At 69.4% G+C, this 25,913-nt stretch carries 24 protein-coding genes; 6 read left to right on the top strand and 18 right to left on the bottom strand.

Annotated elements, in window-relative coordinates; translation table 11 throughout:
* The 5 genes from JOB34_RS11540 to JOB34_RS11520 all read right to left on the bottom strand — a co-directional run.
* A partial coding sequence (locus JOB34_RS11540; protein WP_208052840.1) for an aldo/keto reductase occupies window positions 1–819 on the bottom strand: 819 nt, incomplete at its 3' end.
* Window positions 820–843: 24 nt separating this feature from the next.
* Entirely contained in the window at window positions 844–1,761 is a 918-nt protein-coding gene (locus tag JOB34_RS11535) for a glycosyltransferase family 2 protein (protein WP_208052839.1), read from the bottom strand.
* Window positions 1,762–1,941: 180 nt separating this feature from the next.
* Window positions 1,942–2,520, bottom strand: coding sequence for a DUF4396 domain-containing protein (locus tag JOB34_RS11530; protein WP_208052838.1), 579 nt, complete (start codon window positions 2,518–2,520; stop codon window positions 1,942–1,944).
* A gap of 116 nt (window positions 2,521–2,636) precedes the next feature.
* Entirely contained in the window at window positions 2,637–3,041 is a 405-nt protein-coding gene (locus tag JOB34_RS11525; RefSeq protein WP_208052837.1) for a metalloregulator ArsR/SmtB family transcription factor, read from the bottom strand.
* Entirely contained in the window at window positions 3,038–4,531 is a 1,494-nt protein-coding gene (locus JOB34_RS11520) for a permease (RefSeq protein WP_208052836.1), read from the bottom strand. The genes JOB34_RS11525 and JOB34_RS11520 overlap by 4 nt, the downstream gene beginning before the upstream one ends.
* A gap of 462 nt (window positions 4,532–4,993) precedes the next feature.
* On the opposite strand from JOB34_RS11520, the gene JOB34_RS11515 reads away from it, so the two are divergent.
* Window positions 4,994–6,298, top strand: coding sequence for a multicopper oxidase family protein (locus JOB34_RS11515; RefSeq protein ID WP_233765307.1), 1,305 nt, complete (start codon window positions 4,994–4,996; stop codon window positions 6,296–6,298).
* A gap of 627 nt (window positions 6,299–6,925) precedes the next feature.
* On the opposite strand, the gene JOB34_RS11510 is transcribed toward JOB34_RS11515, so the two are convergent.
* A complete protein-coding gene (locus JOB34_RS11510) occupies window positions 6,926–7,807 on the bottom strand; it encodes a hypothetical protein (protein WP_208052834.1) in 882 nt (293 codons plus the stop codon).
* Between the two features lie 6 nt (window positions 7,808–7,813).
* Window positions 7,814–8,635: a class I SAM-dependent methyltransferase gene (locus JOB34_RS11505; RefSeq protein ID WP_208052833.1), complete on the bottom strand. Its 822-nt coding sequence runs from the start codon at window positions 8,633–8,635 to the stop codon at window positions 7,814–7,816.
* Window positions 8,636–8,778: 143 nt separating this feature from the next.
* On the opposite strand from JOB34_RS11505, the gene JOB34_RS18140 reads away from it, so the two are divergent.
* Complete coding sequence (locus JOB34_RS18140) at window positions 8,779–10,599, top strand: ABC transporter ATP-binding protein (RefSeq protein ID WP_208052832.1); 1,821 nt, start codon at window positions 8,779–8,781, stop codon at window positions 10,597–10,599.
* Window positions 10,596–11,417 (top strand): glycosyltransferase family A protein, encoded by an 822-nt coding sequence (locus tag JOB34_RS11495; RefSeq protein ID WP_208052831.1) that lies wholly within the window; start codon window positions 10,596–10,598, stop codon window positions 11,415–11,417. The genes JOB34_RS18140 and JOB34_RS11495 overlap by 4 nt, the downstream gene beginning before the upstream one ends.
* A gap of 99 nt (window positions 11,418–11,516) precedes the next feature.
* On the opposite strand, the gene JOB34_RS11490 is transcribed toward JOB34_RS11495, so the two are convergent.
* From JOB34_RS11490 to JOB34_RS11460, 7 genes are read right to left on the bottom strand one after another with little or no spacing between them, the layout of a single operon-like run.
* Window positions 11,517–12,593 carry a glycosyltransferase family 4 protein gene (locus tag JOB34_RS11490; RefSeq protein WP_208052830.1) on the bottom strand — a complete coding sequence of 359 codons (1,077 nt, stop codon included), beginning with the start codon at window positions 12,591–12,593 and terminating at the stop codon, window positions 11,517–11,519.
* A gap of 1 nt (window position 12,594) precedes the next feature.
* Window positions 12,595–13,341, bottom strand: coding sequence for a hypothetical protein (locus tag JOB34_RS11485; RefSeq protein WP_208052829.1), 747 nt, complete (start codon window positions 13,339–13,341; stop codon window positions 12,595–12,597).
* On the bottom strand, window positions 13,338–14,213 hold the full coding sequence (locus JOB34_RS11480) for an alpha-1,2-fucosyltransferase (RefSeq protein WP_208052828.1): 876 nt from the start codon (window positions 14,211–14,213) through the stop codon (window positions 13,338–13,340). The genes JOB34_RS11485 and JOB34_RS11480 overlap by 4 nt, the downstream gene beginning before the upstream one ends.
* Before the next feature lies 1 nt (window position 14,214).
* The gene (locus tag JOB34_RS11475; RefSeq protein WP_208052827.1) at window positions 14,215–15,177 is read right to left on the bottom strand and encodes an NAD-dependent epimerase/dehydratase family protein; all 963 of its coding nucleotides are present in this window, start codon (window positions 15,175–15,177) and stop codon (window positions 14,215–14,217) included.
* 22 nt (window positions 15,178–15,199) lie between these two features.
* Complete coding sequence (gmd, locus tag JOB34_RS11470; protein WP_208052826.1) at window positions 15,200–16,246, bottom strand: GDP-mannose 4,6-dehydratase; 1,047 nt, start codon at window positions 16,244–16,246, stop codon at window positions 15,200–15,202.
* A 54-nt stretch (window positions 16,247–16,300) separates the two neighbouring features.
* Window positions 16,301–17,926 carry a hypothetical protein gene (locus tag JOB34_RS11465; RefSeq protein ID WP_208052825.1) on the bottom strand — a complete coding sequence of 542 codons (1,626 nt, stop codon included), beginning with the start codon at window positions 17,924–17,926 and terminating at the stop codon, window positions 16,301–16,303.
* Window positions 17,923–19,014: an acyltransferase gene (locus tag JOB34_RS11460; RefSeq protein ID WP_208052824.1), complete on the bottom strand. Its 1,092-nt coding sequence runs from the start codon at window positions 19,012–19,014 to the stop codon at window positions 17,923–17,925. The genes JOB34_RS11465 and JOB34_RS11460 overlap by 4 nt, the downstream gene beginning before the upstream one ends.
* A 96-nt stretch (window positions 19,015–19,110) precedes the next feature.
* On the opposite strand from JOB34_RS11460, the gene JOB34_RS11455 reads away from it, so the two are divergent.
* Entirely contained in the window at window positions 19,111–20,241 is a 1,131-nt protein-coding gene (locus JOB34_RS11455; RefSeq protein ID WP_208052823.1) for a glycosyltransferase, read from the top strand.
* Here JOB34_RS11455 and JOB34_RS11450 read toward each other — a convergent pair.
* The gene (locus JOB34_RS11450) at window positions 20,162–21,322 is read right to left on the bottom strand and encodes an acyltransferase (protein WP_208052822.1); all 1,161 of its coding nucleotides are present in this window, start codon (window positions 21,320–21,322) and stop codon (window positions 20,162–20,164) included. The genes JOB34_RS11455 and JOB34_RS11450 overlap by 80 nt on opposite strands.
* Before the next feature lie 49 nt (window positions 21,323–21,371).
* Between JOB34_RS11450 and JOB34_RS18135 the strand changes: the two genes are divergently transcribed.
* On the top strand, window positions 21,372–22,478 hold the full coding sequence (locus JOB34_RS18135; RefSeq protein ID WP_208052821.1) for a glycosyltransferase family 4 protein: 1,107 nt from the start codon (window positions 21,372–21,374) through the stop codon (window positions 22,476–22,478).
* Between the two features lie 57 nt (window positions 22,479–22,535).
* Here the strand turns inward: JOB34_RS18135 and JOB34_RS11440 are convergent, their stop codons facing one another.
* On the bottom strand, window positions 22,536–22,955 hold the full coding sequence (locus tag JOB34_RS11440) for a MarR family transcriptional regulator (RefSeq protein WP_347813836.1): 420 nt from the start codon (window positions 22,953–22,955) through the stop codon (window positions 22,536–22,538).
* Complete coding sequence (locus JOB34_RS11435) at window positions 22,952–23,668, bottom strand: SDR family oxidoreductase (RefSeq protein WP_208052820.1); 717 nt, start codon at window positions 23,666–23,668, stop codon at window positions 22,952–22,954. The genes JOB34_RS11440 and JOB34_RS11435 overlap by 4 nt, the downstream gene beginning before the upstream one ends.
* A 100-nt stretch (window positions 23,669–23,768) precedes the next feature.
* On the opposite strand from JOB34_RS11435, the gene JOB34_RS11430 reads away from it, so the two are divergent.
* Window positions 23,769–24,629: a glycosyltransferase gene (locus JOB34_RS11430; protein WP_208052819.1), complete on the top strand. Its 861-nt coding sequence runs from the start codon at window positions 23,769–23,771 to the stop codon at window positions 24,627–24,629.
* A gap of 115 nt (window positions 24,630–24,744) precedes the next feature.
* Here the strand turns inward: JOB34_RS11430 and JOB34_RS11425 are convergent, their stop codons facing one another.
* The gene (locus JOB34_RS11425; RefSeq protein WP_208052818.1) at window positions 24,745–25,785 is read right to left on the bottom strand and encodes a D-cysteine desulfhydrase; all 1,041 of its coding nucleotides are present in this window, start codon (window positions 25,783–25,785) and stop codon (window positions 24,745–24,747) included.
* Window positions 25,786–25,913: the final 128 nt, after the last annotated feature.

Genomic DNA, 25,913 nt, shown 5'->3' with positions numbered 1-25,913 from the left:
GTCGCCGCCGAAGAGCCGGCCGTCGGGACGCCCGAGTGCGGTGATCGCGGCCACCTCCGCATCGGTCAGCTCGAAACCGAAGACGTCCAGGTTGGCCCGCTGGCGCTCCGGCGTCGCCGACTTCGGGATCGGCAGGCTGCCGAGCTGGTAGTGCCAGCGCATGATGACCTGGCCCGGTGATACGTCGTACGCGCGCGCCGGCCCGGCGACTGCGTCCTCGGTGAACGGCGCCTGCCGCTTGCCCATCGGGCTCCACGCCTCGGTGCGGATGCCGAGCTCGGCGTGCACCGCGCGCATCTGCTGCTGCGGGAAGTAGGGGTGCAGCTCGATCTGGTTGACAGCGGGGGTCACGCCGGAGTCGTCGATGATCGCGCGCAGGAACTCGGGGGTGAAGTTGGAGACGCCGATCGACTTCACCAGCCCCTCCTCGCGCGCCTCGACCAGTGCGCGCCAGGCCTCGCGGAACTTCCCGACGCTGGGATTCGGCCAGTGGATGAGGTGCAGGTCGATGTAGTCGACACCGAGCGTCTGCAGGGACGTGCGGATGGACGCCCGCGCGTCGTCGTACCCGTGGTGGCGGCCGGGGATCTTCGTGGTGACCTGCAACTGCTCGCGCGGCAGGCCGCTGCGACGCATCGCCTCACCGACCTCGGCCTCGTTCTGGTAGTTCACCGCGGTGTCGAGCAGTCGGTAGCCCGCCTCGATCGCGCTCACCACCGCGTCCGTGCCGTCCTCGCCCTTCAGCGGATAGGAGCCGAAACCGATTGCGGGCAGGGTGTTCTCGTCGTTCAGGGTGTATGCCGGGATGTCACTGACCATGCGAGTCACGCTACTCGTGACGTTTCAGCGCGTCGCAGCGACGCCTGAACCCTCCACGAGCAGCGCCACCAGCTTGTGACCCACCGAGGGCGGCACCCGCGGCAGCAGCCCGTCGACGCCGCGCCCCAGCAATCGGACGGCCCCGTCCGACCTCAGGACGCCTCCCGTCGCGCGCACCGCGACGTTCCAGGGCGAATCCATCGCCAGCCGGTCGGCACCCAGCGCGTCCGATCCGTGCTTGGCCTCGAAGACCCGGCGGGACGCACCGGAGTGGTAGGCCCGCTCGGCGCGTTCGGTCGCGCTGGTCGCCGGATTGTGGTGCGGCGCTTCGAGATCGCGCGGCACCAGCACCGGGATGCCGAGCACATGCAGGCGGTATCCCCAGTCGATGTCCTCCCACCCGTAGACCCGGAACGCGTCGTCGTAGGGGCCGACCCGGTCCCACGTCTCGTCGGTGACCGACACGTTGGCCGACCAGCGGCGCCACGCCTGGTCCGGGGCGAGCGCATAGCTGCTCTCGCGGACGAGGTCGTCGTTGGTCTGCCCGTACGCGCGCACGTAGGCGTTGTCGGGGAAGACCTCCGGGCACATCCCGACGACGCCCACCGGCTCCGGCCGATCGTGGTGAGCGACGTGCGCCGCCACGAAGGTCGGGCCGGGCGCGAGGTCGTCGTCGCACCGGATCAGGACCCGGCCCTGCGCGGCCGCACGACCTGCGTTCAGAGCTGCCGATCGGCCGCGGTTCTCCGCAAAGACCACAGATTGCAACGGTATTCGCCCGCTCCAAGAATGCACGACGGCGGCGGAGTCGTCGATCTGTCCGTCAAGTACCACGACGCACTCGTACGTCGTGCCCTCCTGTTGCTCCAGGGCGGCGAACAGCCGCGGCAGTCGCTCGGCGCCGCCCAGCGTGGGCACGATGACGGTGGCGGCGGGCGGCATGGCCTGCACGCTACCCATCGCCCGCCTGCGCGCGTGGCATGAGAGCGAGTGGAGTAGATGTTCGAGCAGGCGAGGAGCCAATCGGGTAGCTCAACCAGAACGACAACCTTCAGGCCATCTCAGACCGTCGGTTCGGGGGTGCACCTCAGGACGACACTCAAGAAGGAGTCGGTTGGAGCCTCACATCGACTCTTTGATGCCGCGGCGGATGAGCCAGATGTTGGCGGGCCAGGCGGTGGCGAATCCGGTGATCATGCCGATCTGCATGAGGAACCAGTAGACGGGTGAGTTCGGGTGCAGGTGGTGGGGTGCGGGATAGAACACGAATGTCATCAGTGCCATCCAGGCGAAGAGGCCGACCTCGAACGCGGTCAGGGACAGAACGTCGGCTTTGACGGCGGCTCGTAGCCCGTCGCGAACCCCGAGGCCGCGCATCGGGGCGATCGCGAAGTATTGGAAGCCGACCCCGAGTAGGACCGCCAGTAGGTAGTCGCCGATGTACTCGTACGGCAGCGCGGTTCCCGCGATGGTGACCCCGAGGCCGAAGACGGCGAACTCGGCGAGGATGTCGCCCAAGGTGCAGCCAGCGCCGCAGTGGCTGACCCCGACGGCGATCGTTGCCCATCCGGGTTTCTCCGGTGGCTGCTCGAGCTCGTTCTGTTTGAGCCATGCCGGGCTGGTGGTCCGACCGAACCGCCAGTAGGCCCAGATCGCCAACGGCCCGAAGTAAAGGGCAGTGACGGGCCATACCGCTTCCATCACGGCCATCTTCAATCGGTTGCCGCGAATGTAGATATCGACCAGGATGGTCCCAGCGCTAGCGAATGCCGACGCCAAAGCTGCCCATGCCACGACGACCAACCAGGTCGCCGGCATCACATACCGCCGCTCGTGCCGGGGTCGTCTTCGTCGGGGGTGTCGGTGCGGGTGAGCGCGACGAGTTGCCGAAGGCAATGGTTGCGTAATGGTGCGGGGAAGTCGTCGGCGAGACGGTTGTAGACGACCCGGCCGTGTTTGCGGGTGACCAGCAGACCGGCGGTGCGCAGCAGACGCAGCGCGTACGAGACCGAATCCTCGCTGACCCCCAGTGCGAGGGACAGGTCCCCGACGCACAGTTCTTCGGTGACGTCCAGCGCGTAGATCAGTCGTAGCCGCACGGGGTCGGCCATCAGCGACAGCAGACTGGTCAGCCGGGCCGCGTCTTCCACGGACGGCAACCGCGCCTGGGCGTGCGCGACGCGCACCGGGTCGATGGGGTGCTCATGATCGGTGGTGCTCATTGGGACTCACCTGCCGTCCCGTGGCCGGTACATACGTGGAACGATTCGCTCGCACGTGCCCCGGGTGTGTCGTACTGCTGCGCGCAGTGGTCAGAACAGAAGTACACCGTGTCCCCGTCGGGACCCTTCCGGTCTGCGGGTGCGTGAGAGATCTGCACGTCCATCCCACAGACCGGGTCTGTCGCGGACCTGTTCGGATGATCGGGCCTGCCGGGCCGACCGCCTGAGCCCGCGTTGCTCGCGCCGCTCGTGTCGTATCGGCCGGCGCAGTGGTCGGAGCAGAAGTACACCGTCTGACCCTCAGGGCCGGTGCGGCGGGCCGGAGCGTTGGCGACCTCCACCTGCATCCCGCACACGGGGTCCTTGGCGAAGCGACCGCTCTCGGTGTCACGGTGCCTGTAGAGCCAGTAGAGGGCGGCGAACCCGATCAATGCCACGATGTTCAGGAACGTCGTGTAGTTCCACTGGAACCCGTCGTGCACCACCATGGTCGGCCGACCGGGTGCGGGGATGCGCACGAGCCGGAAGAGGTACTCCACGGCCAGTCCGCCGACGCTCATCGTTGCCCACATCACGGCCAACAGGCGCAGCATGATCTTGGTGCCGTAGTACTTGCGGTAGATCGCCAGCAGCGGCAGCGTGATCAGGTCGGCGAACACAAAGCTGACGACTCCGCCGAAGCTGATGCCGCCCTCCCAGAGTGCAGCGGCCAGGGGCACGTTGCCGACCGAGCACACGAAGCTGATCAACGCGAGCAGCGGGCCGATGACGACGTTCTCCAAGGAGGACCAGAACCCGTGCCCGGTGAGGAAGATGGACCGCCAGAACCACGTTGGCACCAGAGCGGCGAGGAACCCTGCCACGACGAAGCCAATGACCAGTTCCTTGCGCAGCATGGTGAGGTCGCTGATCGTGTATCCCGACGCGTCACCCCACCCGCGGCGGCTGCGCAGCCGCTTGCCGAGGGGCTCCTGCTCCCGGTGCGCTTCTTCGGGCGAGGAATTGTCGCCCAGCCGGTCGCGCGCCTCCTGCAACCAGCTTGCGGGAATGACGCGCGGTACCACGAGGCCCAGCAGGGCGATCATGATCGCGCCGCCGACGAACTCCGCCAGCGCGAACTGCCAGCCGATCAGCAGCCACAGCACGATCCCCAACTCCAGCACCAGGTTGGTCGAGGCGATCATGAACACCACCGCCGCGGTGAAGTCCGCGCCCCGCGCGAAGAGGGACTTGGCCAACGCCGAGGAGGCGTAGGAGCAAGAGGAGGACACCGCTCCGAAGAACGAGGACTTCGCCAGAGTCGTCGGCCGGTGGTCGCCCAGCGACTGCTGCATCTGGGTCCGGGAGACGAACGCCTGGACCGCGCCGGACAGCGTGAACCCCAGCACCAGCGCCCACAACGTGGCCCAGAACATGAAGAACGCCATATCGACGCCATCCCACAACCCGTGCAACACCGACGACATCAGCAGCAGCTCCTTGATCCGCACGCGCCCACATCCCGTGGGCGACCAGCCCGGTCTACTCCTACAGACCTCACCTATGCAAATCCGTACAGGTTTACGGGTATTATTTCTCGGACGGCAGCCGAGTCGGTATGAGCTCACTGACTGACCCGGCCGCGGCCCCCGAAGGGAGGGCAGTCTGGCCGTACATCCTTGCGGAGAACGAACCAACGGGCGCCTCTAGGCGCATACCCCCTAGGGGTATACCCTCAACGCATGGATCAATTCGGACCTAATCTTTCGCGGCGGTCAGTGTTCGCGCTCACCGCTTCCGCCGGCGTGGGAGTTGTGAGCGCCTGTTCAAGCGACCCACGTCGGGCGCCTGCATCAGGCACTGACGCCGCTGCAGCTCATCGGGTGAGCCCGACCGCCCAGCTCGTACGTCAGGTGGAAGCAACGCGACCAGGCAACGGGCGCACCGTCCGGGCGAGCCTGGACGCTGCGCCGATGCACGCGCGCATCGGCGCCCGCTCCGTCGCGACGTGGGGCTACAACCAGGGATTGCCTGGACCTCTGCTGCGCTCCCGCGTCGGGGACACCCTGTCGGTGACCCAGCGCAACGGCCTTCCGGACACGACCTCGGTGCACTTCCACGGATTGGCGCTGCGCAATGACGCTGATGGCGTGCCAGGCCTGACGCAGGCCGCGACTGCGCCAGGTTCGGCGTTCACCGCGACCTTCAAGACGGCGCAGCCGGGCACGTACTGGTACCACTCACACATGGAACTGCAGCGCGACAGGGCGCTGTACGGACCACTCATCGTCGACGACCTGCACGAGCCGTTGTCTTACGACGCGGAGTGGGTGGTCCTGCTCGACGACTGGCTGGACGGGATCGACGGCCGGACGCCCGCTGCTGAGGCGGCAACTCTGTTCAAGGGAATGCGGTCATCAGGGTCGGGAATGTCTGGGATGAGCGGCAGGAGCGGGACGTCCTCAAGCCCTTTCCTTGGGAGCGACGGAGGAGATGTGAGCTATTCAATGCACCTGGTGAACGGTCGCGACCCGATGCATCCTGAGACCTTTCGAGCCGCGCCTGGCCAACGGGTACGCATCCGGCTGATCAACTCCGCTGGCGACACCGCGTATCGGGTCGGGATCCCAGGGGTCAAGCTGACCGTGACACACACCGACGGCTACCCGGTGGTGCACCGGCAAGTGGATGCTTTGCTGCTCGGAATGGGCGAGCGGTGCGACGTATTGGTCACCGTGCCGGATCATCCGGTGCCCTTGACGGTGCTGGCAGAGGGGAAATCCGGCCGGACGTTTGCGATCTTGGATGCGGGCGCGGGCCGGCGACCAACCGTGGCATCCTTACCGAATGCACTGGACGGGACGGTGATAGGGGCCAGGCAGACGGTCGCCGACCCCTCGGTGCGCCTCACCACCAAGGACGTCGACGTCACGCGCACGCTGGAACTGACTGGCTCAATGGGCAAGTACGACTGGGGCATCAACGGCCGCCGGTACGACGAGTCCAACCCGTTCGCATCCGCGGTCGACATCCGAGCCGGCCAGCGGGTGCGCCTGGATTTCGTGAACCGGACCATGATGTGGCACCCGATGCACCTGCACGGCCACACCTTTCAGGTCGGCGCCGCCGGCCCTCGCAAGGACACCGTCGTCGTGAAGCCGATGGAAACCGTCCAAGTCTTCTTCGACGCCGACAATCCTGGACAATGGCTCACGCACTGCCACAACGCCTACCACGCAGCCCGAGGCATGATGGCCGTCGTCTCCTACGTGCGGTAGGAGCGGGTTATACGCAGTCGTCTTGTAAATAACCGACAAGTTGTGACATGACAAGTCGAGACTCTATGGCCCCGTTGCCGTTCGGTGCCGATGCCGAGGAAGTGGTCCAGGTGGTCCTCGGTGTCCGGCCCACTCGAACGCATCAGGGACGAACACCCTGGCGCCAGACTCCAACTGGATCCCTCCCACAGTCCCGGGGTGAGCACGTCGACCAGGGCCACGTCGCGCACGCGCGGGCTGAACACACTGGCGATGGCCAGCCCCTCAGCCTGCACGGACCCGTTCTTGGCGACGATGGCGGTCAAGCTGCCGTGCGAATCGAGGTCGATTGCGAGGACTCGTGGTCATCCACGAGCCGCGGCGGGTGCCAGGTGGTAGCAGGTCGTTGGCCCTACCGACACCACCCTTCTGGTCGCAGACGGCGATCGTAGGGGGGCTCACGGGTGGTCCCCTCCTTTCTGTAGCGACGCTTGATAGCCCCATCGGGGCCGGGCGCGTGCCCCGACCCCAATGGATGAGTGCTTGTTCACCAGGGCGGTTCTGCTTCGGAGTCCGGGGCCACGCTCAACGTGGCTCACCGACCAGTGCGCCACTCGAAAGATAGGTATGCCACTCGGCGGATGGGGGTCAGCGGTAGTCCACGAACCCCGGCTGCATCCGACCGTCCTGCAGGAAGCGGCCGTGGTACTTCAGCTGCAGCGGCTGCCCGATGTCGGCCATCAACTGCCCCCAGCGCAGCGGATATCCCGGCGTGCGGCCCCACATCCCGCCAGGATGGGCCCGCAGCTCGTCGACCGCCACGTCCAGATCGCGTTCCAGCGCGGCGAGCCACGACGCGGTCATCGGCGTGTGCGAGCTGTAGATGAACGCGCTGTTGCCGATGAAGAGCGGGAAGTGGTGCTTGACCAGCCGCCCGTACGCGCCCGGCAGCTGCGCGCACAGCGACGACGACAGCTCGGGGTAGCCCAGCGCCCAGCTCTCCGGGTGCTGCTCCAGCAGGTCGAAGCTGGGCGCCCAGCTGCGCGGGGTCGGCTTGATGTCGGAGTAGCCGCCGCCGTGATGGTGCAGCAGGTAGGCGCGCAGGTAGTCTGACCGATGGTTGAGGGAGAGGAACTCGTACGCCGGGTGCAGCGGGTGACCCTCGACCAGCCACTGGTCCAGGTCCGCCGGGGTCACGAGGCGCACCTGCACGTCGGTGCCGGCGTGCTGCTCGCGCAGGCTCGCCAGACCGCGCTCCCGGTTCTCGGTGAGCGGGTTGTCGCCGGTCCAGACGCACCAGATGACCCGGGGCAGCTCGCTCGCACCTCCGTCCGGCGGAGGCGGCTCGGCCAGGAAGGTGTGCGCGTGCTGCGCAGGGTCGTAGACGTAGGGGTGCTTCGCGAAGTGCCGCCTCCACCGGGCGTCGTTCGCGCGGATCACGTTCTTCGACAACGGCACACGCCTCCACACCACGAACGCGCGGTGCTTGGCCTGCCTGGCCTGCTGCGCTCCCCAACGCAGAATCCTCACGGCGGCCTAGGAAGCGACCGCGCGAGACGGGCGACGCCGGGTGAAGCCGCGTACGGCGGTCACAGCCGCGGAGAAACGGGGCGCCATCCGCGGGGGCACCCAGGGCAGCCACACGGGCTCGGCCGACCCGTACCCGCCGAAGACGCGCACCACGTCGTCGGCGCCGATCCGGTGCATCTCGTGGGCGAACTCCGAATCGCGCACCCAGGAGAGCACCGCCTCGGTGTACGGCGCCGGGTCGCCCCAGGTGGCGTAGAGCTTGACCTCGGACACGGCGATCGGCCGCAGACCGGACTCGCGCGCCTCCCACACGGCCGCCGAGACGCCGGGGGTGTGCGCCGAGCGGTAGTCGTCGAAGACCACGACGCCGTCGGGCCGCAGGAGGGTGCGCGCGGCCGCGATGTCCTTGACCACGTGCTCGTAGAGGTGCGAGGCGTCGATGTGCACGAACCGGTGGGTGCCATGCGCCGCGTGATCGACGATCTTCTCGCTGTAGTCCTGCACGACGATGGGCAGCTCGCCGTGCAGCCCGCGGTAGTTGGCCTCGAACTGCGCCCGGGTCAGCTCCGGGTACTGGTCGCTGTTCTCCTCCAGGTTGCGCTCGTCGCCCGCGTCATCCCCGAAGAGGTCGATGACGGTGAACGTCTCGCCCGGCCCCACGTCACCGCCGATCAGCGTCGCGCTCTTACCGAGGTAGACGCCCAGCTCGGCCAGGTCGCCCGGGCCCTGCTGAGCGCTGCGGGCCAGATGCACCCGGAAGAGCTCCATGTCGATGGGGAAGAACCACCCCGGCAGATCGTCGACCTGGGCGTTCGTGACCGAAACCATGCGGCACATCGTAGGTGCCCGCTGAGGCATACCGGCGCTTGCAGGCACCCCGTCGTAACCCGCTGTCGCACGCGCGCACTGCGTACGATGTCGCCGGTGCGCACCCGCGCGCCCTGCCCCGTCCCGCTCCAGCGAAGGTCACCGTGCTCGGAATCCCCAGGGACGTCATGGTGCTCTTCTCGCCGCGCACCAGGCTGAAGCTGGTGGCCGCCCTGGTCGGGTCGATCCTGCAGGCCTTCGCGGAGATCCTGGCGGTCGCGACGGTGCTGCCGCTGATGGAGGTGCTGACCGGTACGACGCCGTCGTTCGGCCCGCTCGGCTCCGCCGCCGACGTCTTCGGCACCGACGACAAGAACACCGTGGCCATCTGGCTGGCGGTCGTGCTGCTGGTCACCTACGTCTGCAAGGGCGTCGCGGTCATCGCCTTCCGGTGGTGGGTGCTCGGCTTCGTCAATTTGCAGGAGGCCGAGACCTCCGAGTCGCTCTTCCGCTACTTCCTGCACGCGCCGTACTCCCTGCACCTGCAACGCACGACCGCGGAGTTCCTGCGAATGAGCGGCGGGGCGGTCGGCGCGGTCTACAACGGCGTCGTCCTCGGCGTGATCAACGTGATCACGTCCGCGGTCACCATCGTGGCGATCCTGATCTCGCTGGTGGTGATCATGCCCGTGCCGGCGCTGATCATGCTCGCGTACTTCGCGGTGGCCGGCACGACGCTCTACCTGCTCACCCGCCGCTACGCCTCGGAGGCGGGGGCCCGTGCGCTCAACGCGTCCGAGGCGATGTTCCGGGTGTCGGTGGAGCCGCTCGCGTCGATCAAGGACATCAAGCTCAAGGACAACTCCGAGTACTTCCTCGGCCGCTACCACCGGGTGCAGCGCGACGCCGCGGGCGCCAGCCGCACCTCCACCTTCCTCGGTGAGCTGCCCCGCTACGTGCTGGAGATCGTCTTCATCGTCGGCATCGCTCTGATGACCGTCGTGCTCTTCAGTCGCTCGGAGTCCTCGCGCGCGGTCAGCATGCTGGCGCTCTTCGCGGTCGCGGGCTTCCGGATCCTGCCGAGCATGACCGCCGCGCTCGCCTCCCTCTCCTCGATCCGGGTCGGCAGCATCGGGCTCCAGTCGGTCATCGCCGAGACCCACGACGCACAGCGCATCACCACCCGTCACGAGGCTCCGGCCGCACCCATGCCGTTCCAGCGCTCGCTGCGGCTGCACGATCTGCGCTTCGGCTACGGCGGCACCGACAAGGAGGTGCTGCGCGGCGTCGACCTTGATGTGACGGCCGGTACGTCGGTCGCCCTCGTCGGCGGCAGCGGCGCCGGCAAGTCCACCCTCGTCGACCTCATCCTGGGTCTGCACACCCCGACCGGCGGCGCCATTCTGGCCGACGGGCAGGACATCGCGACCGACGTACGCGGCTGGCAGCGCAACCTGGCCGTCGTACCGCAGGAGGTCATCCCGCTGGACGGCACCGTCGAGGAGAACGTGCTCTTCGGCGACGACCCGACGCCGGAGAACCTGGAGCGGGTACGCCGCGCGGTCCAGCAGGCGCAGCTCACCGACCTGCTCGCGGAACTGCCCGGCGGGCTGCAGGCACCCGTCGGCGAGTGGGGCGGCAAGCTGTCCGGCGGCCAACGCCAGCGCCTCGGGATCGCCCGCGCGCTCTACAACGCGCCGAAACTGCTGGTCCTCGATGAGGCCACCTCGGCGCTGGACAACATCACCGAGCACAAGATCACCCAGACCATGCAGGCACTGCACGGTCAGATCACTATCCTGATCGTCGCCCACCGCCTCAGTACCGTGCGCGGCTGCGACCAGATCGTCTTCCTCGAAGACGGCCAGGTCGCCTCACGAGGGACGTTCGAGCAGGTACGCGCGGACAACGCCCACTTCGCGCGCCTGGTCGAGCTGGCCAACCTCGAGGCGACCGTCGAGGACACCGGCGTGATCGTCCCGTGAGCGGGCCGGTCACCCCGGTCACCATCGTCACGGCGTGCTTCGACGACGGCGCCTACCTGCGCGAGTCCGTCGAGTCCACGCTCGCGCAGACGCACCCGGACCTCGAGCTGATCGTCGTCGACGACGGATCCACCGACCCCGCGACGCTGCGGGTGCTCGACGAGGTGGAAGCGCTCGGCGTGCGCGTCATCCACCAGGAGAACCAGGGCCTCCCCGGCGCGCGCAACACCGGCGTGGCAGCAGCGCGCGGCACCTACATCCTGCCCGTCGACGCCGACGACATGGTCGAGCCGGAATACGCAGCGCTGGCCGCAGCCGAGTTGGACGCGCGGCCCGAGCTGGGCATCGTCTACCCCCGCGCCGACATGTTCGGAGCGGTGACCGGACCGTGGGAGCTGGGGCAGTTCGACGTCGGGATCATGTTGACCGGCAACCAGATTCCGGCCTGTTCCATGTTCCGTAAAGAGGACTGGGCCGCTGTGGGCGGATACCACCAGGTGCGCTTGGAGGACCACGACCTGTGGCTCTCGATCCTCGAGCTGGGGCGGACGGCGTACCGACTGGACAGCGTGCTCTATCACTACCGGCAGCGATCCGACTCGATCACCGGAGGCATGGCCGAGGAAGACACCGTGCGCGCCCTGGCCGAGATCATCCGGGCGCACCCCCAGTACTACCTGGACAACATCGAGCAGCTCATCCGCATCCGCCGCGACCAGTGGGACACGCTGCAGCACTGGAAGCAGCGCTACGGCTTCATCGAGAACAGGCTCCACCAGGCCGCACCGCTGGCCAAACGCCTGCTGCGCCGTAACTGAGGGGGCGGCGCGTATACAGCGGGAGGAGATCCGCGCTGATACGGACCTGGTGACCCGTCCTTACCGCGCATCTCCTCACCCCTGCACGGAGCGCGGCGTTCAGGCGGGCAGGAGCTCGCGGTTGCGCAGCGCGGTCAGGATGTCGCGCCACATGATGTCGGCGGTGAAGCGGCCGGTGACGTTCGCCCTGGCGCCCGCGCCCACCCGTCGGCGGAGCGCCTCGTCGCCGAGCGCCTGCCGCAGCCGGGCCCGCAGGTCGGCGGGATCGTGCACGTCCACCAGCAGCGCGTCCTGCTCGTGGGTGAAGTACTCACGCAGCGGGGTCGAGCCGGTCACGACCACGCAGGCGCCGGTCGCGCTCGCCTCCAGCGCCACGCTCTGCCCGGTGGGGTACGCGCGCTCATGGGTCGGTACGACCACCACCTTCGCGCGACGCAGCATGGCGGCGTACGCGCGGCTGTCGACGACGCCGTGCAGCCGCACGTTCTCCTGTGGGATGTCCGGCGGCAGGTAACTCACCGGGCAGACGATGTCGACGACCAGGCCCGTGCCGCGTACCGCGTCGAAGAGCGTCGCGTAGTCGCGCCCACCGTCCTGCCCGACCGCCAGCAGCTCGATGTCCTGCGGGACGGACGGGTCCGGCGTGAAGTAGTCGGTGTCCGCGCAGAAGCCCACGGGCACCAGCTTGCGCTCGGCGATCCCGAGCTCGCGCAGGATCGGTGTCTGGTTTCGGCTCCAGTAGACGAACGCGTCGACGTTCGCGAAGCGAGCAAGGAGCTGTGCCCGAGTCGCCTCGTCGGCGCCGCGGGCGTCGTCGGCCAACCAGCAGGTCAGCGCGACGAGCGGGGCCCGTCGGTATGGCGGCACGTGCGCACGCCGCAGCGCGGACATGGCGATCGCCTCGCGCTCCAGGGACGCGATCACCAGGTCGGCGCGAGCCACCTTGACCGCACCCTTGACCGTGCGTGCGACGGGAATGCCGAGTCGATGCTCGACCACGTCGCGGGCCTTGGTCGCCACTCGCCGGTCGCTCAACTGAACGCCGTCGACGCGAAAACCGTTCTGCTCCAACGCCTCCGCGCCGTACGGCAACGCCGCCGGCCGATCACCCGCGGCGTGTTCGCGGCGCCAGCGGGCCAGGTCCGCCCCACTCAGCAGCAGAGCACTGCGCGCCATATCAGACCAACCGTCCACCGAGCAGCCGGCGCACCGCGCCTTCGGCCTTGCGTTGGACGACAGGGGGTACGACGCGTGCGCGCCACCCGTCGTACCTCGCCCCCGTCGTGCCGGACGCACCCACGAACCGCGGCGGGTCCGGGAAGCGCTGCACCGTGAGGGTGCCGGCGTACTCACCGACGATCAGGCGCTGGGCGGCGACCCGCTCCACCCATCGGGCGCGGTCGTCGTCGACCTCCGCGCTCATCCCGCTCAGGTGCTCGCGCCAGGTGCCGACCGTCGTCACCACGAGTCGGGTGTCAGCGAACGCGCGGTCCAGACTGCGCCGCACCTGCACCGTGGCGTCGCCGACCGGGCCGATCACCCGCGCCGCGTTCTCCACGAGCAGCCTGCCGGTCACCTTGACCAGCACCGTGTCGGGCGCGGGATCGAGGGTGTCCAGCGCGTGGTCGATCGCCGCCGCCTCGATCGCGCCTTTGCCACCGGAGGCCAGCGCTGCGGGTAGGGAGTACGACACGTACCCGACGTCGGTGCGCCGGGTCACGTCACCCCGATCGGCGCCGGAGGTCTCGACCACGGCCACCCGCCCACCGACGGCGTGCGCGACGCCGGACCAGTGATCGACCGCGGCGCGGTACTGCCCGGCGCGCACCTGCGGGTCCGCGAGGGTCATCCGGAACGACGCATCGCCGGCGAGGAACGCCGGGTCCGGCGTCACCGCGGCCGTGAGCAGGATCAGCGCGTTCACACCTTCTCCTCCCACCCGCCGGGAATGTCCGCGACGATGCTCCATCGCGGATCCAGTTGCACGGCCTGCCATTTCGGCTCGCGGATGTGGAAGAGCGGCGCCCACACCTGGGCGTGGTTGTCACCGTGGATCACGTTGGACAGGTACCCCGCCCAGTAGGCGAACGTGGAGTTGCCGAGCACGCTGCGCCGCGCCAGTGCAAGATCACGGAAGTCCTCCGCCGCCGAGGCCGTGGGGTCGCCGTGGCGCACGGTGCCGGCGAATTCGCCCAGCCAGCCGAGCTGGTCGCGACACCACGCCTGGTCGTTGGACAACACCGTGATGCGTCCGATCGGGCCGTCCTGCCGCGTGCTGCCCTCGAGCGCCACCCGCAGGTATCCGGGCACATCCATCCCGTAGTAGCGCCGCAACGACTCATCGGTGTAGTAGCTGCCGCGGCGGATGTGCAGCACGACGTCGGCGGGAGCACTCGTCGGCGGCAGCACGTCGGCGAAGACCGGCGCCGTGAGCAGCAGGTCGCGGGCGAAGGCGTCGATCTCGCCCGGGCTGTTGTCGGCGAAGACGCTGTAGCTGCCGGCGGTACGCCGATCGGTCATCCGCACCTGCGAGCGCGGGACGATGAGCCGCTCCCGCACCCCGGGGAACACGTCGTACCACTCGCGCATCTCCGGTTGCTCCAGCACCCGACGGTCCAGCCCCTGCTGCTGGCCGGCGTGCGCCCACAGCCACTGATAGAGGAAGTTGCCGAGGCCCAGGCCGGGGATGGTCCACATGACGTCGCGGTCACCGCGGCGCAGCAGCCCGAATGCCCTGCTCTTCAGCGGGCCGAGAAGAGCCCCCTGGATCCCGTCGCCCGGGCGGGCGATCGCCATCTCAGACCTCCGCGGGCTGCTGAGCGAGGAACCAGTCGACGGTCTCCCGTACGCCGTCCGCAAGCGGCATCCGCGCGCTGAAGCCGAGCAGCTCGCGGGCACGGGTCACGTCGCTGTACCGCGTCGGCTGGCCCTCGGGTTTACTGGTGTCCCAACGCACTTCGCCGGTGTACCCGACTGCGTCCTGCACCAGTCCGGCGAGCTCGGCGATGGAGGTCTCGATCCCCGTGCCGAAGTTGATCGGGGCCGGACCCACCGGCGTCTCGCATGCCAGAGCCACCGCCCGCGCCCCGTCACGCACGTGCAGGAACTCCCGCGTGGCGCGGCCGCTGCCCCAGTTGGTCACGTACGCCGTGTCCTCGCGGACCGCGTCGGCGTACCGCCGGATCAGCGCCGGGAGCACATGAGTGCCCTGCCCGTCGAAGTGGTCGCGCGGGCCGTAGAGGTTGGACAGCACGAGCACGGCGGAGTCCACGTCGTACTGGCGGTGATAGGTCTCACATGCCTCGTGCAGCAGCCGTTTGGCCATCCCGTACGCGCCCGTGGCAGGGGCGGGCGGCCCCGACCAGATGTCATCCTCCCGCAGCGGCAGCGGAGCATCGGTCGCGTAGGTGCAGGTGGTCGACGCCAGCACGAACTTGCCCAGTCCGGCGCGCCGACCCTCCTCCAGCAGCATCAGACCCATCACCGCGTTCTCGTAGAGGAAGCGGCCGGGGTTGGCGACGTTCGCACCGATACCGCCAACCGCAGCGGCGACGTGCACCACCTGGTCCGGTGCGAGGTCGGCGTAGAGGGCTCGTACGGCTGACTGTTCGCGCAGGTCGTAGTCGGCCGAGCCGAGTGCCACGACGTCGGCGCCGCGTTCGCGCAGCACATCACTGACGTGTCCGCCCAGGAAGCCGTGTCCACCGGTGACCACGATGCGCGCCCCGCGCAGATTGGTCCGTGTGACAGCGGACGTCACAGCGTCACCATCCCTGTCCTGCTCACGGAGTCACGGACCGCAGCGTCGGCCACTGCGGCACGACCGCCTGGTCGATCCACGCGCCGCCCTCGTGCGCCAGCGCTGCGATGTCCGCGTCGACCATGATGCGAGCCAGCTCGCCGGAGTGCACGCGCGCCTTCCAACCGAGTTCGCGCTCGGCCTTGCCGGGATCTCCGACGAGAGCGTCGACCTCGGAGGGACGTAGATAGCGCTCGTCGAACCGCACGTGATCCTCCCAGTCCAGTCCAGCGTGCTCGAACGCCGTCTGCACGAATTCCTGCACGCTGCAGGGCTGCCCGGTCGCCAGCACGTAGTCCTTGGGGGTGTCGGCCTGCAGCATCCGCCACATGCCCTCGACAAACTCCGGTGCGTAACCCCAGTCGCGGATCGCGTCGAGGTTGCCGAGGTAGACCTCGTGCTCGGTGCCCGCCTTGATCCGCGCGACGGCCCGGGTGATCTTGCGCGTCACGAACGTCTCGCCCCGGCGCGGCGACTCGTGGTTGAAGAGGATCCCGTTGACGGCGTACATGTCGTAGGCCTCGCGGTAGTTGCGCGTCATCCAGTACGCGTAGAGCTTGGCCGCGCCGTACGGCGAGCGGGGGTGGAACGGGGTGTCCTCGTCCTGCGGGGGCGGCGTCGCGCCGTACAGCTCGGAGGTGGAGGCCTGGTAGTAACGGCAGTGCACCCCACTCATACGAACTGCCTCGAGCAGGCGGGAGGCGCCCAGGCCGGTGACGTCGCCGGTGAAGACCGGTTCGTCGAAGCTGACCCGCACGTGCGACTGGGCCGCGAGGTTGTAGACCTCGTCGGGCTGGATGTCGTAGAGCAGCCGCAGCAGCCGCACCCCGTCGGACAGCTCGCCGTAGTGCAGGATCATCCGCGGCGCATCCTCGTGCGGGTCCTGGTAGAGGTGGTCGATCCGGTGGGTGTTGAAGGTCGAGGCCCGGCGGATGATGCCGTGCACCTCGTACCCCTTGCCGAGCAGGAACTCCGCGAGGTAGGACCCGTCCTGCCCGGTGATCCCGAGGATCAGGGCCCGCTTCGTCACGTTGTGTCCCTTGTCATCGCCCGTGCCGCCGACCATTCGATCGGCGACGCCATGTTAACGGCGCCCCACGAACGAACGGGCGTGCTGCATCCGTCGTTCTGCCGTCGGAGAGGGGGCAGTCGGGCGCGGAGCGAGCGCGCACGCCAGGGCGATCAGGACCGGCACATGCCCGATCAGATACCGCGAACGGCCCTGGAAGAGCAGCACGAACACGGCGATGCCCACGACGGTGAGGGCGAGGAGCAGCACCTCCGGGGAGTACCGGCTGCGGAGCAGGCCGAGCCCGGTGAGCAGCAGGAGGCTGAACCACACGGTGTTCGCCAGGTCCACGTGCAGGCGGTAGAGCCCGTGTCCCGGGAAGCTCCAGGCCACCGCCGGACGGGCGGCAGCTCCGGTGCGCGTCGGGGGCTGGCTCATGTCGTGCCCCTCGCCGTGCGCCCAGAACATGCCGTCGCCCCAGTTGAACGCCATCTTGTTCGCCTCGAAACGCATCAGGCCGCCGGGACCGAGCTCTCGCAGCCGCCGCGAGATGGCCGACCGCGCGACTCTCGCCTGCTGGTCGCCGGTCATGTCGTAGGTGCCGCGGTCGATGGCGCCGTCGTACCCGCCGATCATGTCGACCCGGTCGTCGGGGATGTACTGCACGCGCAGCCCCTGCGCCACGTAGACCATCGGCGAGGCGGCGTGACCGGAGGTCAGCGGCTCGGTGCCGCTCAACCGTCCCGACACCGTCGAGGTGATCGATGAGGCCGCGAGGAAGGCGAGGACGGCGGCAGCGACCGACCCGAGCAGCACCACCCGGCCCACCCGGCCCCGGCGCCCCACGGCGAACAGCGCGGTGATCGCGAACGCGACCAGACCGACCACCGGCGTCACCTTCACCTGGTAGCCGATGCCCAGTGCGATGCCCGCGAGCGCCGCGAGGACCGGGCCGCGCCAGCCGCTCGACCGGAGCGTGGCGATGAGCAGCAGCACCGCACCGATGGGCGTCCAGAGGGCCAGCAGATCGGTGTACGGGACGCTCATCCACGCCGATACGCCGATCAGGAAGTCCATCAGCAGCAGCGCGACCACGGCCCACGCCGCACCGCGTACGACGCGCACGGTCAGATAGAGCAGTCCGGAGGCGATCATGAAGAGGGCCGCGTTGAGCAGGGCGTACGACGCGTCGAACCCCACCCCGGTGGCGTGCTGCACGTGCCACACGAGCCGGTCGACGGCCATCAGCACCGCGTTGTTGGGATAGCGCGAGAAGTACTCCACCAGGAACGGGGTGAACTGGGTGCGCGGCAGCAGGGCGGCCTGTTTGACGACCCCGGCGTCCCAGGACACGTGGTAGCCGCTCAAATACGCCTCGTACAGCGCGAGCACCCCGCCCGCGCACCAGGTGCCCGCACCGACCCACATCCACCGGCGAGGACTCCAGGACGTCCCCACCGGTCGCAGCCGACGGGGCACGAACCACGCGGCAGCAGCGACCAGCAGGGTCGCGAGGGTCACCACCCACCGGTCGTAGCCGTTGTTCGGCAGCTGCGGGTGCACGAGGATGCCGAGCACCAGCAGGCACAGCCCGGCGCCGATGGCTCGCTGCAGCCAGGTCGCCGCCCGCTCCGCCCGGCCGGCGGGACGCGAGACCGGCTCGCCCCTGTGCCGGTTCGCCGGAGCGTCCGGGTCACTCATGCCGCGACCGGCGCCGGCGTACGGCCGAGGTCCTTCAACCGCAGCATGCGTTTCTCCACCAGCGTCCACGACAGCCACGCCATCGGCACCGTCACCGCGACGGCCAGCAGGGTGAACGCGGTCAGCCCCAGCCGCTGGCCACCGAACACCGCGAGCAGCTGCTGCATCGGCCACGCGTAGATGTAGACCCCGTAGGAGATGTCGTTGCGGACACCGAGCCGCACCGGCAGCACCCCGCCGAGCCACAGCAGCAGGTAACCCAGGGGGAGCGGCAGCAGCACGTACATCCAGGTCAGGCCGCCGGGCATCCACGTGGCCACATGCGGGTGCGGGCCGGTGTCGAGCGCGCCGGCGATATAGAGGGGTACGCCGATCGCGAGCGCCGCCAAGGCGAGCCGGCCCGACGACGGCAGACGGTCACGCAGGGCCCACAGGGCCATCCCGGCCGCGAAGAAGCACGCGAGCCGGGTGGGAGCCTCTCGATAGTGGTTGGTGGTGACGAAGAGCGGGCCGTGCGCGAGGTAGACGACGAGCGCGGCCGCGACCGCGACGGTCACCAGGATCGGCGCCGCGTGGCGGCGTACGAACGAGGGCCACAGCAGCAGACCCGCCGCCAGGTAACCGAGTGACTCGTACCAGAGCGTCCACAGCGAGCCGTTCCATGCGCTGGGCAGCGGTACGTGAGCGAGCGTGTGGCCCATCGTGTCGGGCATCGAGTAGAGCGTGGCGTTCTGGGCGACGTATCGCAGCGCGAGCTCGACACTCCACTGCTCGTGGGTGCGCAATGTCGCGAGGGGTGCGATCACCAGACCGGTCACCAGCAGGCACACCCAGAGGCCGGGCAGGATCCGCAGCGCGCGGTGCCAGGTGTAGCGCGGGGCGGACATCCGCACCCTGCTGCCGCTCACCAGATATCCCGACAGCACGAAGAACCCGTCGACGGCCACGTCGCTGAGCGGCCCGCGGCGCGGACTGGACAGCCCGGAGAGCGGGACGCTGTGGTCGACGATGACCGCGATCGCGAGCAGGAGGCGAAGGAAGTTCAGCGCATTGTCCCGACCGCGCAGCGGGTCCGCGAGACGTGCCACGTGCCCGGACTATACGGGCGTGGCGAGACGGCGACGGTGTTAAGCAACGGGTGACAATGGGGCGCCCGGTCCGACACGACGAGCCCCGAGGACGAGATGCACCTGGTGATCGTGCCGAACGGCGGGTGGCCGGTGCGCGCGGACGGCGGCCTGCTGCTGCCGGTCAAGCTGATCGCCGGTCTGCGGGCGTACGCCGCCCACTGGCCGGGCCGCATCACCCTCCTCACCCGCGGTGAGCCGGACGACGGTGCCGGGCCGCACAACCTGGGGTCGGTGTGGAGCACGCCGTCGCAACTGCCCTGCGACCTGCTGCTCACCGATGACGCCCCGACCGAGCTGGCCCGGCTGGCGCCCGACGTCGTCCTCGCGAGCCTGGAGCCGGGGCGGGAATGGCTCGTGGGCCAGCCCGCACCGGTGGTGCTGGTGAGCGAAGTGCCGGTGTCGGCGCGCACCGACTACCTCGTGCGAGCGGCCGGCTCACGCATTGCCGCGGCCCGCATCCGGCTGGGTGCGGTGCGGGTGGCACGAGCCGAGCGGGCGCTCGTACGACGATCGGCCGGGCTGCAGTGCAACGGCTGGGCCGCGTTCGACACCTATGCCCGCGACTCGCAGGACCCGTTGCTGTTCTTCGACACCCGGCTGCGTGCCGACCAGATCGCGGCGGCCCCGCGAGCGCGAGAACCAGGACCCCTCCGGCTGGCCTGTTCGGGCCGCCACTCACCGGAGAAGGGCCCGCAGTTCGCCCTCGAGCTGCAGGCCGATCTGAATCGCCGCGGGGTGGCCGCGACCACGACTCTCTTCGGACGCGGCCCGCTCACCGAGGAATTGCGGGCTCGGGCGGTGCCGGGTGTGCGGTTCGCGGGCGACGTGGACTTCGACGGCGCCTGGGTGCCGCAGGTGCGGGACGAGGTCGACATCATGGTGCTGCCGCACCTGCTCGGCGACCCGTCGGGCACCTACCTGGAGTCGGCGGGGCTGGGGGTGCCGGTGCTGGGGTTCGACAACGTGGCGCTCGCCGCGCTCGTCCGCGAGACCGGCGCCGGCTGGACCGTGCCGACGGGCGACGGCGCCGCGCTCGCCGAGCGGGCGGCCTACCTCGCCGACCACCCGCAGGAGGTGGCGGCGGCAGCCGGTCAGGGCATCGAGTTCATGCGCGGGCATCCGTTCGAGACGGAGTTCGCCCGCCGGGTGCAGCATCTGGTGGGAGTGGCTCAGACGGGCGTATGACGTGCCGCCCCCACGCCCGCCCGAGGTCCTTCAGCCGCAGCGCGCGCTTCTCGACCAGGTGCCAGGACAGCCAGGCCATCGGGATCGTGACCAGGATCGACAGCACGATGAACGCCGCCAGACCGAGTCGCTGCGCACCGAGGACAGCGAGCAGCTGCTGCAACGGGAACGCGTAGATGTACATCCCGTAGGAGATGTCGTTGCGGACTCCGAGCCGCACCGGGAGCACTCCGCCGAGCCACAACAGCAGGTATGCCAGGGGGAACGGCGTGACGACGTACGTCCAGATGATCGCGACGGGGGTGAAGGTGGCCGCATGCAACTGCGGGGTGTCGTCGAAGGCCGCGGCCAGGTAGAGCGGCACGAAGACCGCCGCCGACGCGAGCGCCAGCCACCGGGAGGACGGGATCCGGTCGCGCAGCGCCCACATCGCCATCCCGGCCGTGAAGAAGCATGCGAGCCGCAGCGTGTCGCGGTAGCGGTTCGTGGACAGGAACGCCGGTCCGTTGGCGAGGTAGACGGCGACCACCGCGAGCACCGCAACGGCGATGAGGATCGGTACGGCGTGCCGGCGCACGAAGCGCGGCCAGAGCAGCAGGCCCGCCGCCACGTAGGCCAGGGACTCGTGGAAGAGCGTCCAGAGCGAGCCGTTCCACGCCTGCTCGTTGACGTGCGCGAGGGTCGAGCCGATCGAGTCGTGCATCGAGACGAGCGTGAAGTTGTGGGTGAAGTAGCCGAGCCCGAGCCGCAGATCCCAGGGCTGGTGGGAGTGCAGCGTCGACAGCGGCGCGATCATCAGGCCGGTCACCAGCAGGCACACCCAGAAGCCCGGCAGGATCCGCAGCGCGCGATGCCACGCGTAGCGCGGGCCCGACATCCGCACCCGGCTGCCCGCGATCAGATAGCCGGAGAGCACGAAGAACCCGTTGACCGCGACGTCGCTGAGCGGACCGTGCCGGGGCCCGGACAGGCCGGAGATCGGGAAGCTGTGATCGATGATCACCGCGGTCGCGAGCAGCAGTCGCAGGAAGTTGAGCGCGTTGTCCCGGCCCCGGATGGGGTCCGCCAGCGCCGTCTTCACGGGGCGCAGCCTACGGTTTCGCGGCCTGCGAACGTGCCACCATGACCCGGTGAGAATCGCGTTCGTCAGCCCCTGGGATGTCACCGACGCGGATGCCTGGTCCGGCACGATCGCTCCGATGTACGCCGCGCTGTCACGGCATGCCGACGTCGCACCGGTGTGGACCGGCGACATTCCTCCCGCGCCCGCCGACCGCCTGTTGGAGCGCGGCATCGGCCGGCTGACCGAGCGCACCTACTCACCGCATCACGCAGTGCTGAGCAGCCGGCGTCGCGGCAAGGCCGTCGCCGAGCGGGTGGTGGCAACCGGGGCCGACCTCGTGGTCGCCGTGGCCGCGTCCACCGACATCGTCTACTCGCGGTTGCCCCAGCCGGTCATCCAGGTGGGTGACACGACGTTCGCCGCGCTGCTCAGCTTCTACCCGATCGTGGACCAGCTGCATCCGCTCGCCGTGCGTCAGGCGCTGCGCGTCGACCGCGATGCGCGGCGCGCGACGCACAGCTTCGCGATGATGACCGACTGGGCCGTGCGGGCGCTGCTACGCGAGGGGGTGCCCGCCGACCGCGCACACACCGTGCCGTTCGGCCCGTCCGTGCAGCCCCGGACGCTGGCGCCCAGGGAGCCGCACGACAAGCTGTCCCTGCTGCTGGTCGCCAGCGACTGGGCACGCAAGGGCGGTCCGGCAGCGCTCGCGGCCGTCCAGCAGGCCCGGGCCGCCGGTCATCGGGTCTCGCTGACGGCGGTCGGCAACCTGCCGCCGCTGCCGGACTGGGTGGACGCGCGCGGCCGGGTGCCGCGGCACACGCTGCCCGACCTCTACCTGCAGCACGACGTGCTGCTCGAGCTGGCGACCGCCAACACCGCCGGGATGACGCTCACCGACGCGGCGGCGTACGGGCTGCCGGTCATCGCCACGGATGTCGGCGGAGTGTCCACGATCGTGCGCGATGGCGAGACCGGGCTGCTGGTGCGGCCGGGTGAGCCCTGCGTGGACGACGCGGTCGGGGCCATCACGAGTCTCGTCGACGGTGACCGGTGGCGCTCCTTGAGCGCCGGCGCCCGCGCCCACCACGAGGCGTCGCTCAACTGGGACGCGTGGGCGACCCGCCTGCTGGAACTGGCTGTGGACGCAACCGGGTCGGCGAGGACGGCCTAGATCCGGTGCGCATCAACCGCACGAGCACGCCCCGCGGTGACCTGGTTCGTCGTGCGGCTATGTCAGGCGTTGCAGAAGGTCGGCGAGCGCGCGGGCCTGGTCGTCGCCGAGATCCGCGAGCGCGCCCGGCGTCCGCAGCAGGATCGCGTCGGCCGTGGCCACCGCGGCGTGGCCGGCGTCGGTCAGGGCGACGAGCTTGCGACGTCCGTCCTCCGGGTGAGGTCGGCGTTCGACCAGGCCGTGGGCCTGAAGCTTGTCGACCACGAGGGTCGCGTACGGCGCATCGAACCCGTGGGCGTCGGCGATCTGGGAGAGGGTCGACGGTCCGTGCCGGAGCTGGAAGAGGACCTTCCCGCGACCGGCGCCGAGGCCGAATCCCAGTGCCTTCGCGAGCTCTTCGTGCCGGTTCTGGGCGCTGACGAACTGCTGCATGAGGGCCCATGCCTGGGCAGCGGACCCGTCCTTCGCGACGGTCACCAGGGCACCGTCCGACCCAGGTAGTCCACGTAGTGCAGGCCCGGCCGGCCGCGGAGCTCGTCGATCGTCGTCACCACGTGGGGGATGCTCTCATCCACCTCGAGGCGCGCGCCCTCGCCGCCCATCTCGGTCTTCACCCATCCAGGGGCCATGAGCACCAGGGGCCGGTCCTCGCCCTGGTGGCGCGCCGCGTAGCTGCGCATGAAGGTGTTGAGCGCGGCCTTGCTGCCGCGGTAGACCTCGTGGCCACCGCGTTCGTTGTTCGCCACGCTGCCCTGACCCGAGGACATCACCCCGATGGTGCCGGTCGGCGCCACGAGGTCTTGCAGGGCCTCGATCAGTCGCAGCGGACTGAGGGCGTTGGTCACCATCACGCGCACGAACTCCTCCGTGCTCGTCTGCCCGACGATCCCCTCCGGCTTGCTGGTGACCCCGGCGCTGACGAAGAGGACGTCGAACGTGCGGCCCGTCAGCCGACGCCGCAGATCGTCGATCTGCTCCGGCACCGTCACGTCCACCGTCTCGATCTCGATGCTGCCGGGTTGGCCGTCGGCGACCTCGGACAGCTTCCTCGAGCTGGGATCGCGGACGGTCGCCACGACCTGCCACCCACGACGTACCCACTCCTGCGCCAGCGCGAACCCGAGGCCCCGCGACGCCCCGATCAGGAGCACCCGCCCGCGCGGTGTGGTTGCCTCATTAGTTGTAGTCATAACAACTGTTATACGTCATACAACCTTGCGCCGCCACCCCAGGACGATTCCGCGCTCGGTCGGAGCCCTGTCCACCTGCGCGCGTGCGACCCTCATGCCCATGACCCTCGAGCGCCTGCTGCCCCCGGTGAGCATCATCGTCCCGTGCTTCAACGCCGGCGACACGCTGCCGGAGACCCTGGAGTCGGCGCGCGCGGTGGACTACCCGTCCGTCGAGATCATCGTGTGCGATGACGGCTCGACCGATCCGCTGACGCTGAAGGTCCTCTCGGAGCTGGGCGACGACGTGCGGGTGGTCCGCCAGGAGAACGCCGGCCTGCCCGCCGCCCGCAACGCCGCGATCGCGGCCGCGCGCGGCGCATACGTCTTCCCCCTCGACGCGGACGACAAGATCCACCCCGATTACGCCCGCGCGGCCGTGAAGGTCTTCGAGGCCGATCCGCACGTGGGCATCGTGCACGCCCGCGTGCAGCGCTTCGGTGACGCGGAGGGTGAGGTCGGCTACGACGACTTCTCCATCGGGAAACTGTTGAACCACAACATGATCCACCAGCTGTCGTGGTTCCGCCGTGCCGACTGGGAGACACTCGGCGGCTACGACGAGAAGTTGCGCGACGGGCGCGAGGACCACGAGTTCTGGATCCGCATCGTGAGCACCGGCCGCACCGTCGTGAAGCTGGACGAGCTCTACAGCATCTACCGCATCCGGGCCACGTCGATGAACCACACGATGACCCACGACAAGCTGGCGCGCATCTATGCGGAGATCTTCCGCAACAACGCCGACTTCTACCTCGAGCACCTGGAGGAGTACTTCACCGAGCGGTACGCCGAGCGTGCGCGACTCGCGCACTGGTCGCTGCGCTACGGCAAGGTCGACGCGCTGATCGAGGGCCACCCCCGCGCGTACGGCGCCGTCCGGCGCGCGGCCGCCACGGCCCGCCGCCTGCGCCACCGCTGACCCTTCGCCTGCGCCACCGCTGACCGTGGCACAGGTATGACCGAGGGCCACAGGCCGTCCTGTGGCCCTCGGCTCTACCTGTGTCAGGGTCGCGACCGGGCACCGTTCGGTTCGCTCACTGGAAGGTCGAGCGGTAGCCGAAGAGACCCACGCTGCCTCCGGTGTGCAGGAAGACGACCGTGTCAGTCTCATCGAACCTGCCCTCTGCGATCCCGCCGAGGAGGCCGGCGAAGCCCTTCCCGGAGTACACCGGGTCCAGCAGGATGCCCTCGGTCGACGCGAGCAGCCGTGTCGCCTCGACCATCTCGTCGGTCGGCACGCCGTACCCGCCGCCGACCCACCGGTCGTCGACCAGCACGTCCTCCCGGTCCACGGTGGTGCCGATCAGCTCGGCCGTGCGCTCGGCCAGCCCGAACACCGCGTCCACCTGGCGCTGTTCCGGCTGGCGCACGCTGACGCCGAGCACCCGCGCGGCGCTGTTGATCGCGGCGAAGCCGGCGACCAGCCCCGCCTGGGTGCCGGTGCTGCCCGTGCCGTGCACCACCCAGTCCACCGCGACCGGCGCCGCGTCGAGCTCGAGGGCGCAGTCGACGTACCCCAGCGCGCCGATCGGGTTCGAACCTCCACCGGGGATGACGTACGGCCGCTTCCCGGCGGCCCGTAGCTCGTCGGCCAGGGCCTCCATCGCGGCCGACATGTCGCTGCCGGCGGGCAGCCGCTGCACGATCTCTGCGCCCAACAGCTCGTCGAGCAGCACGTTCCCGGACTGCTCGTATTCGTCGTCGCGGACCTGGCGCTGCTCGAGCAGGATCTTGCAGTCCAAGCCCGTCGCGGCGGCGGCGGCAGCGGTCTGACGTGCGTGGTTGGACTGGGTCGCGCCCTGGGTGATCAGCGTGTCCGCTCCCTGTGCCAGGGCATCGCCGACCAGGAACTCCAGCTTGCGGGTCTTGTTGCCCCCGGTGGCAAGGCCGGTGCAGTCGTCGCGCTTGATCCACAGGTCCGGGACCTGGGCGTGCTGCTCACGCAGCAGGCCGGTCAGCCGGGTCATCGGTTCGAGCGGAGTAGGGAAGTGTCCGAGTTGTCTGCGGGCGAACCGCGTCAGTTGAACCACGCACTCATGGGTAGTCGATGAATGCAGACGCTGTCCAACGGCCATCACACGCGGGCCGCACGGTGACTCTCTGACAGGAGGCGCCGCGAAGGTTGGTGCACAGCCCATGACCGGTTGTCGCACAGGTTACATGCAGCTATCTGTCACCGAGTGCCACCCCATGCGTCATACTC

This window comes from Allobranchiibius sp. GilTou38, assembly GCF_017565325.1.
GTDB classification, from domain to species: Bacteria; Actinomycetota; Actinomycetes; order Actinomycetales; family Dermatophilaceae; genus Allobranchiibius; species Allobranchiibius huperziae.
Note: the sequence above shows the minus strand (reverse complement) of the source record. Positions and strands in the feature narration are given on the sequence as shown.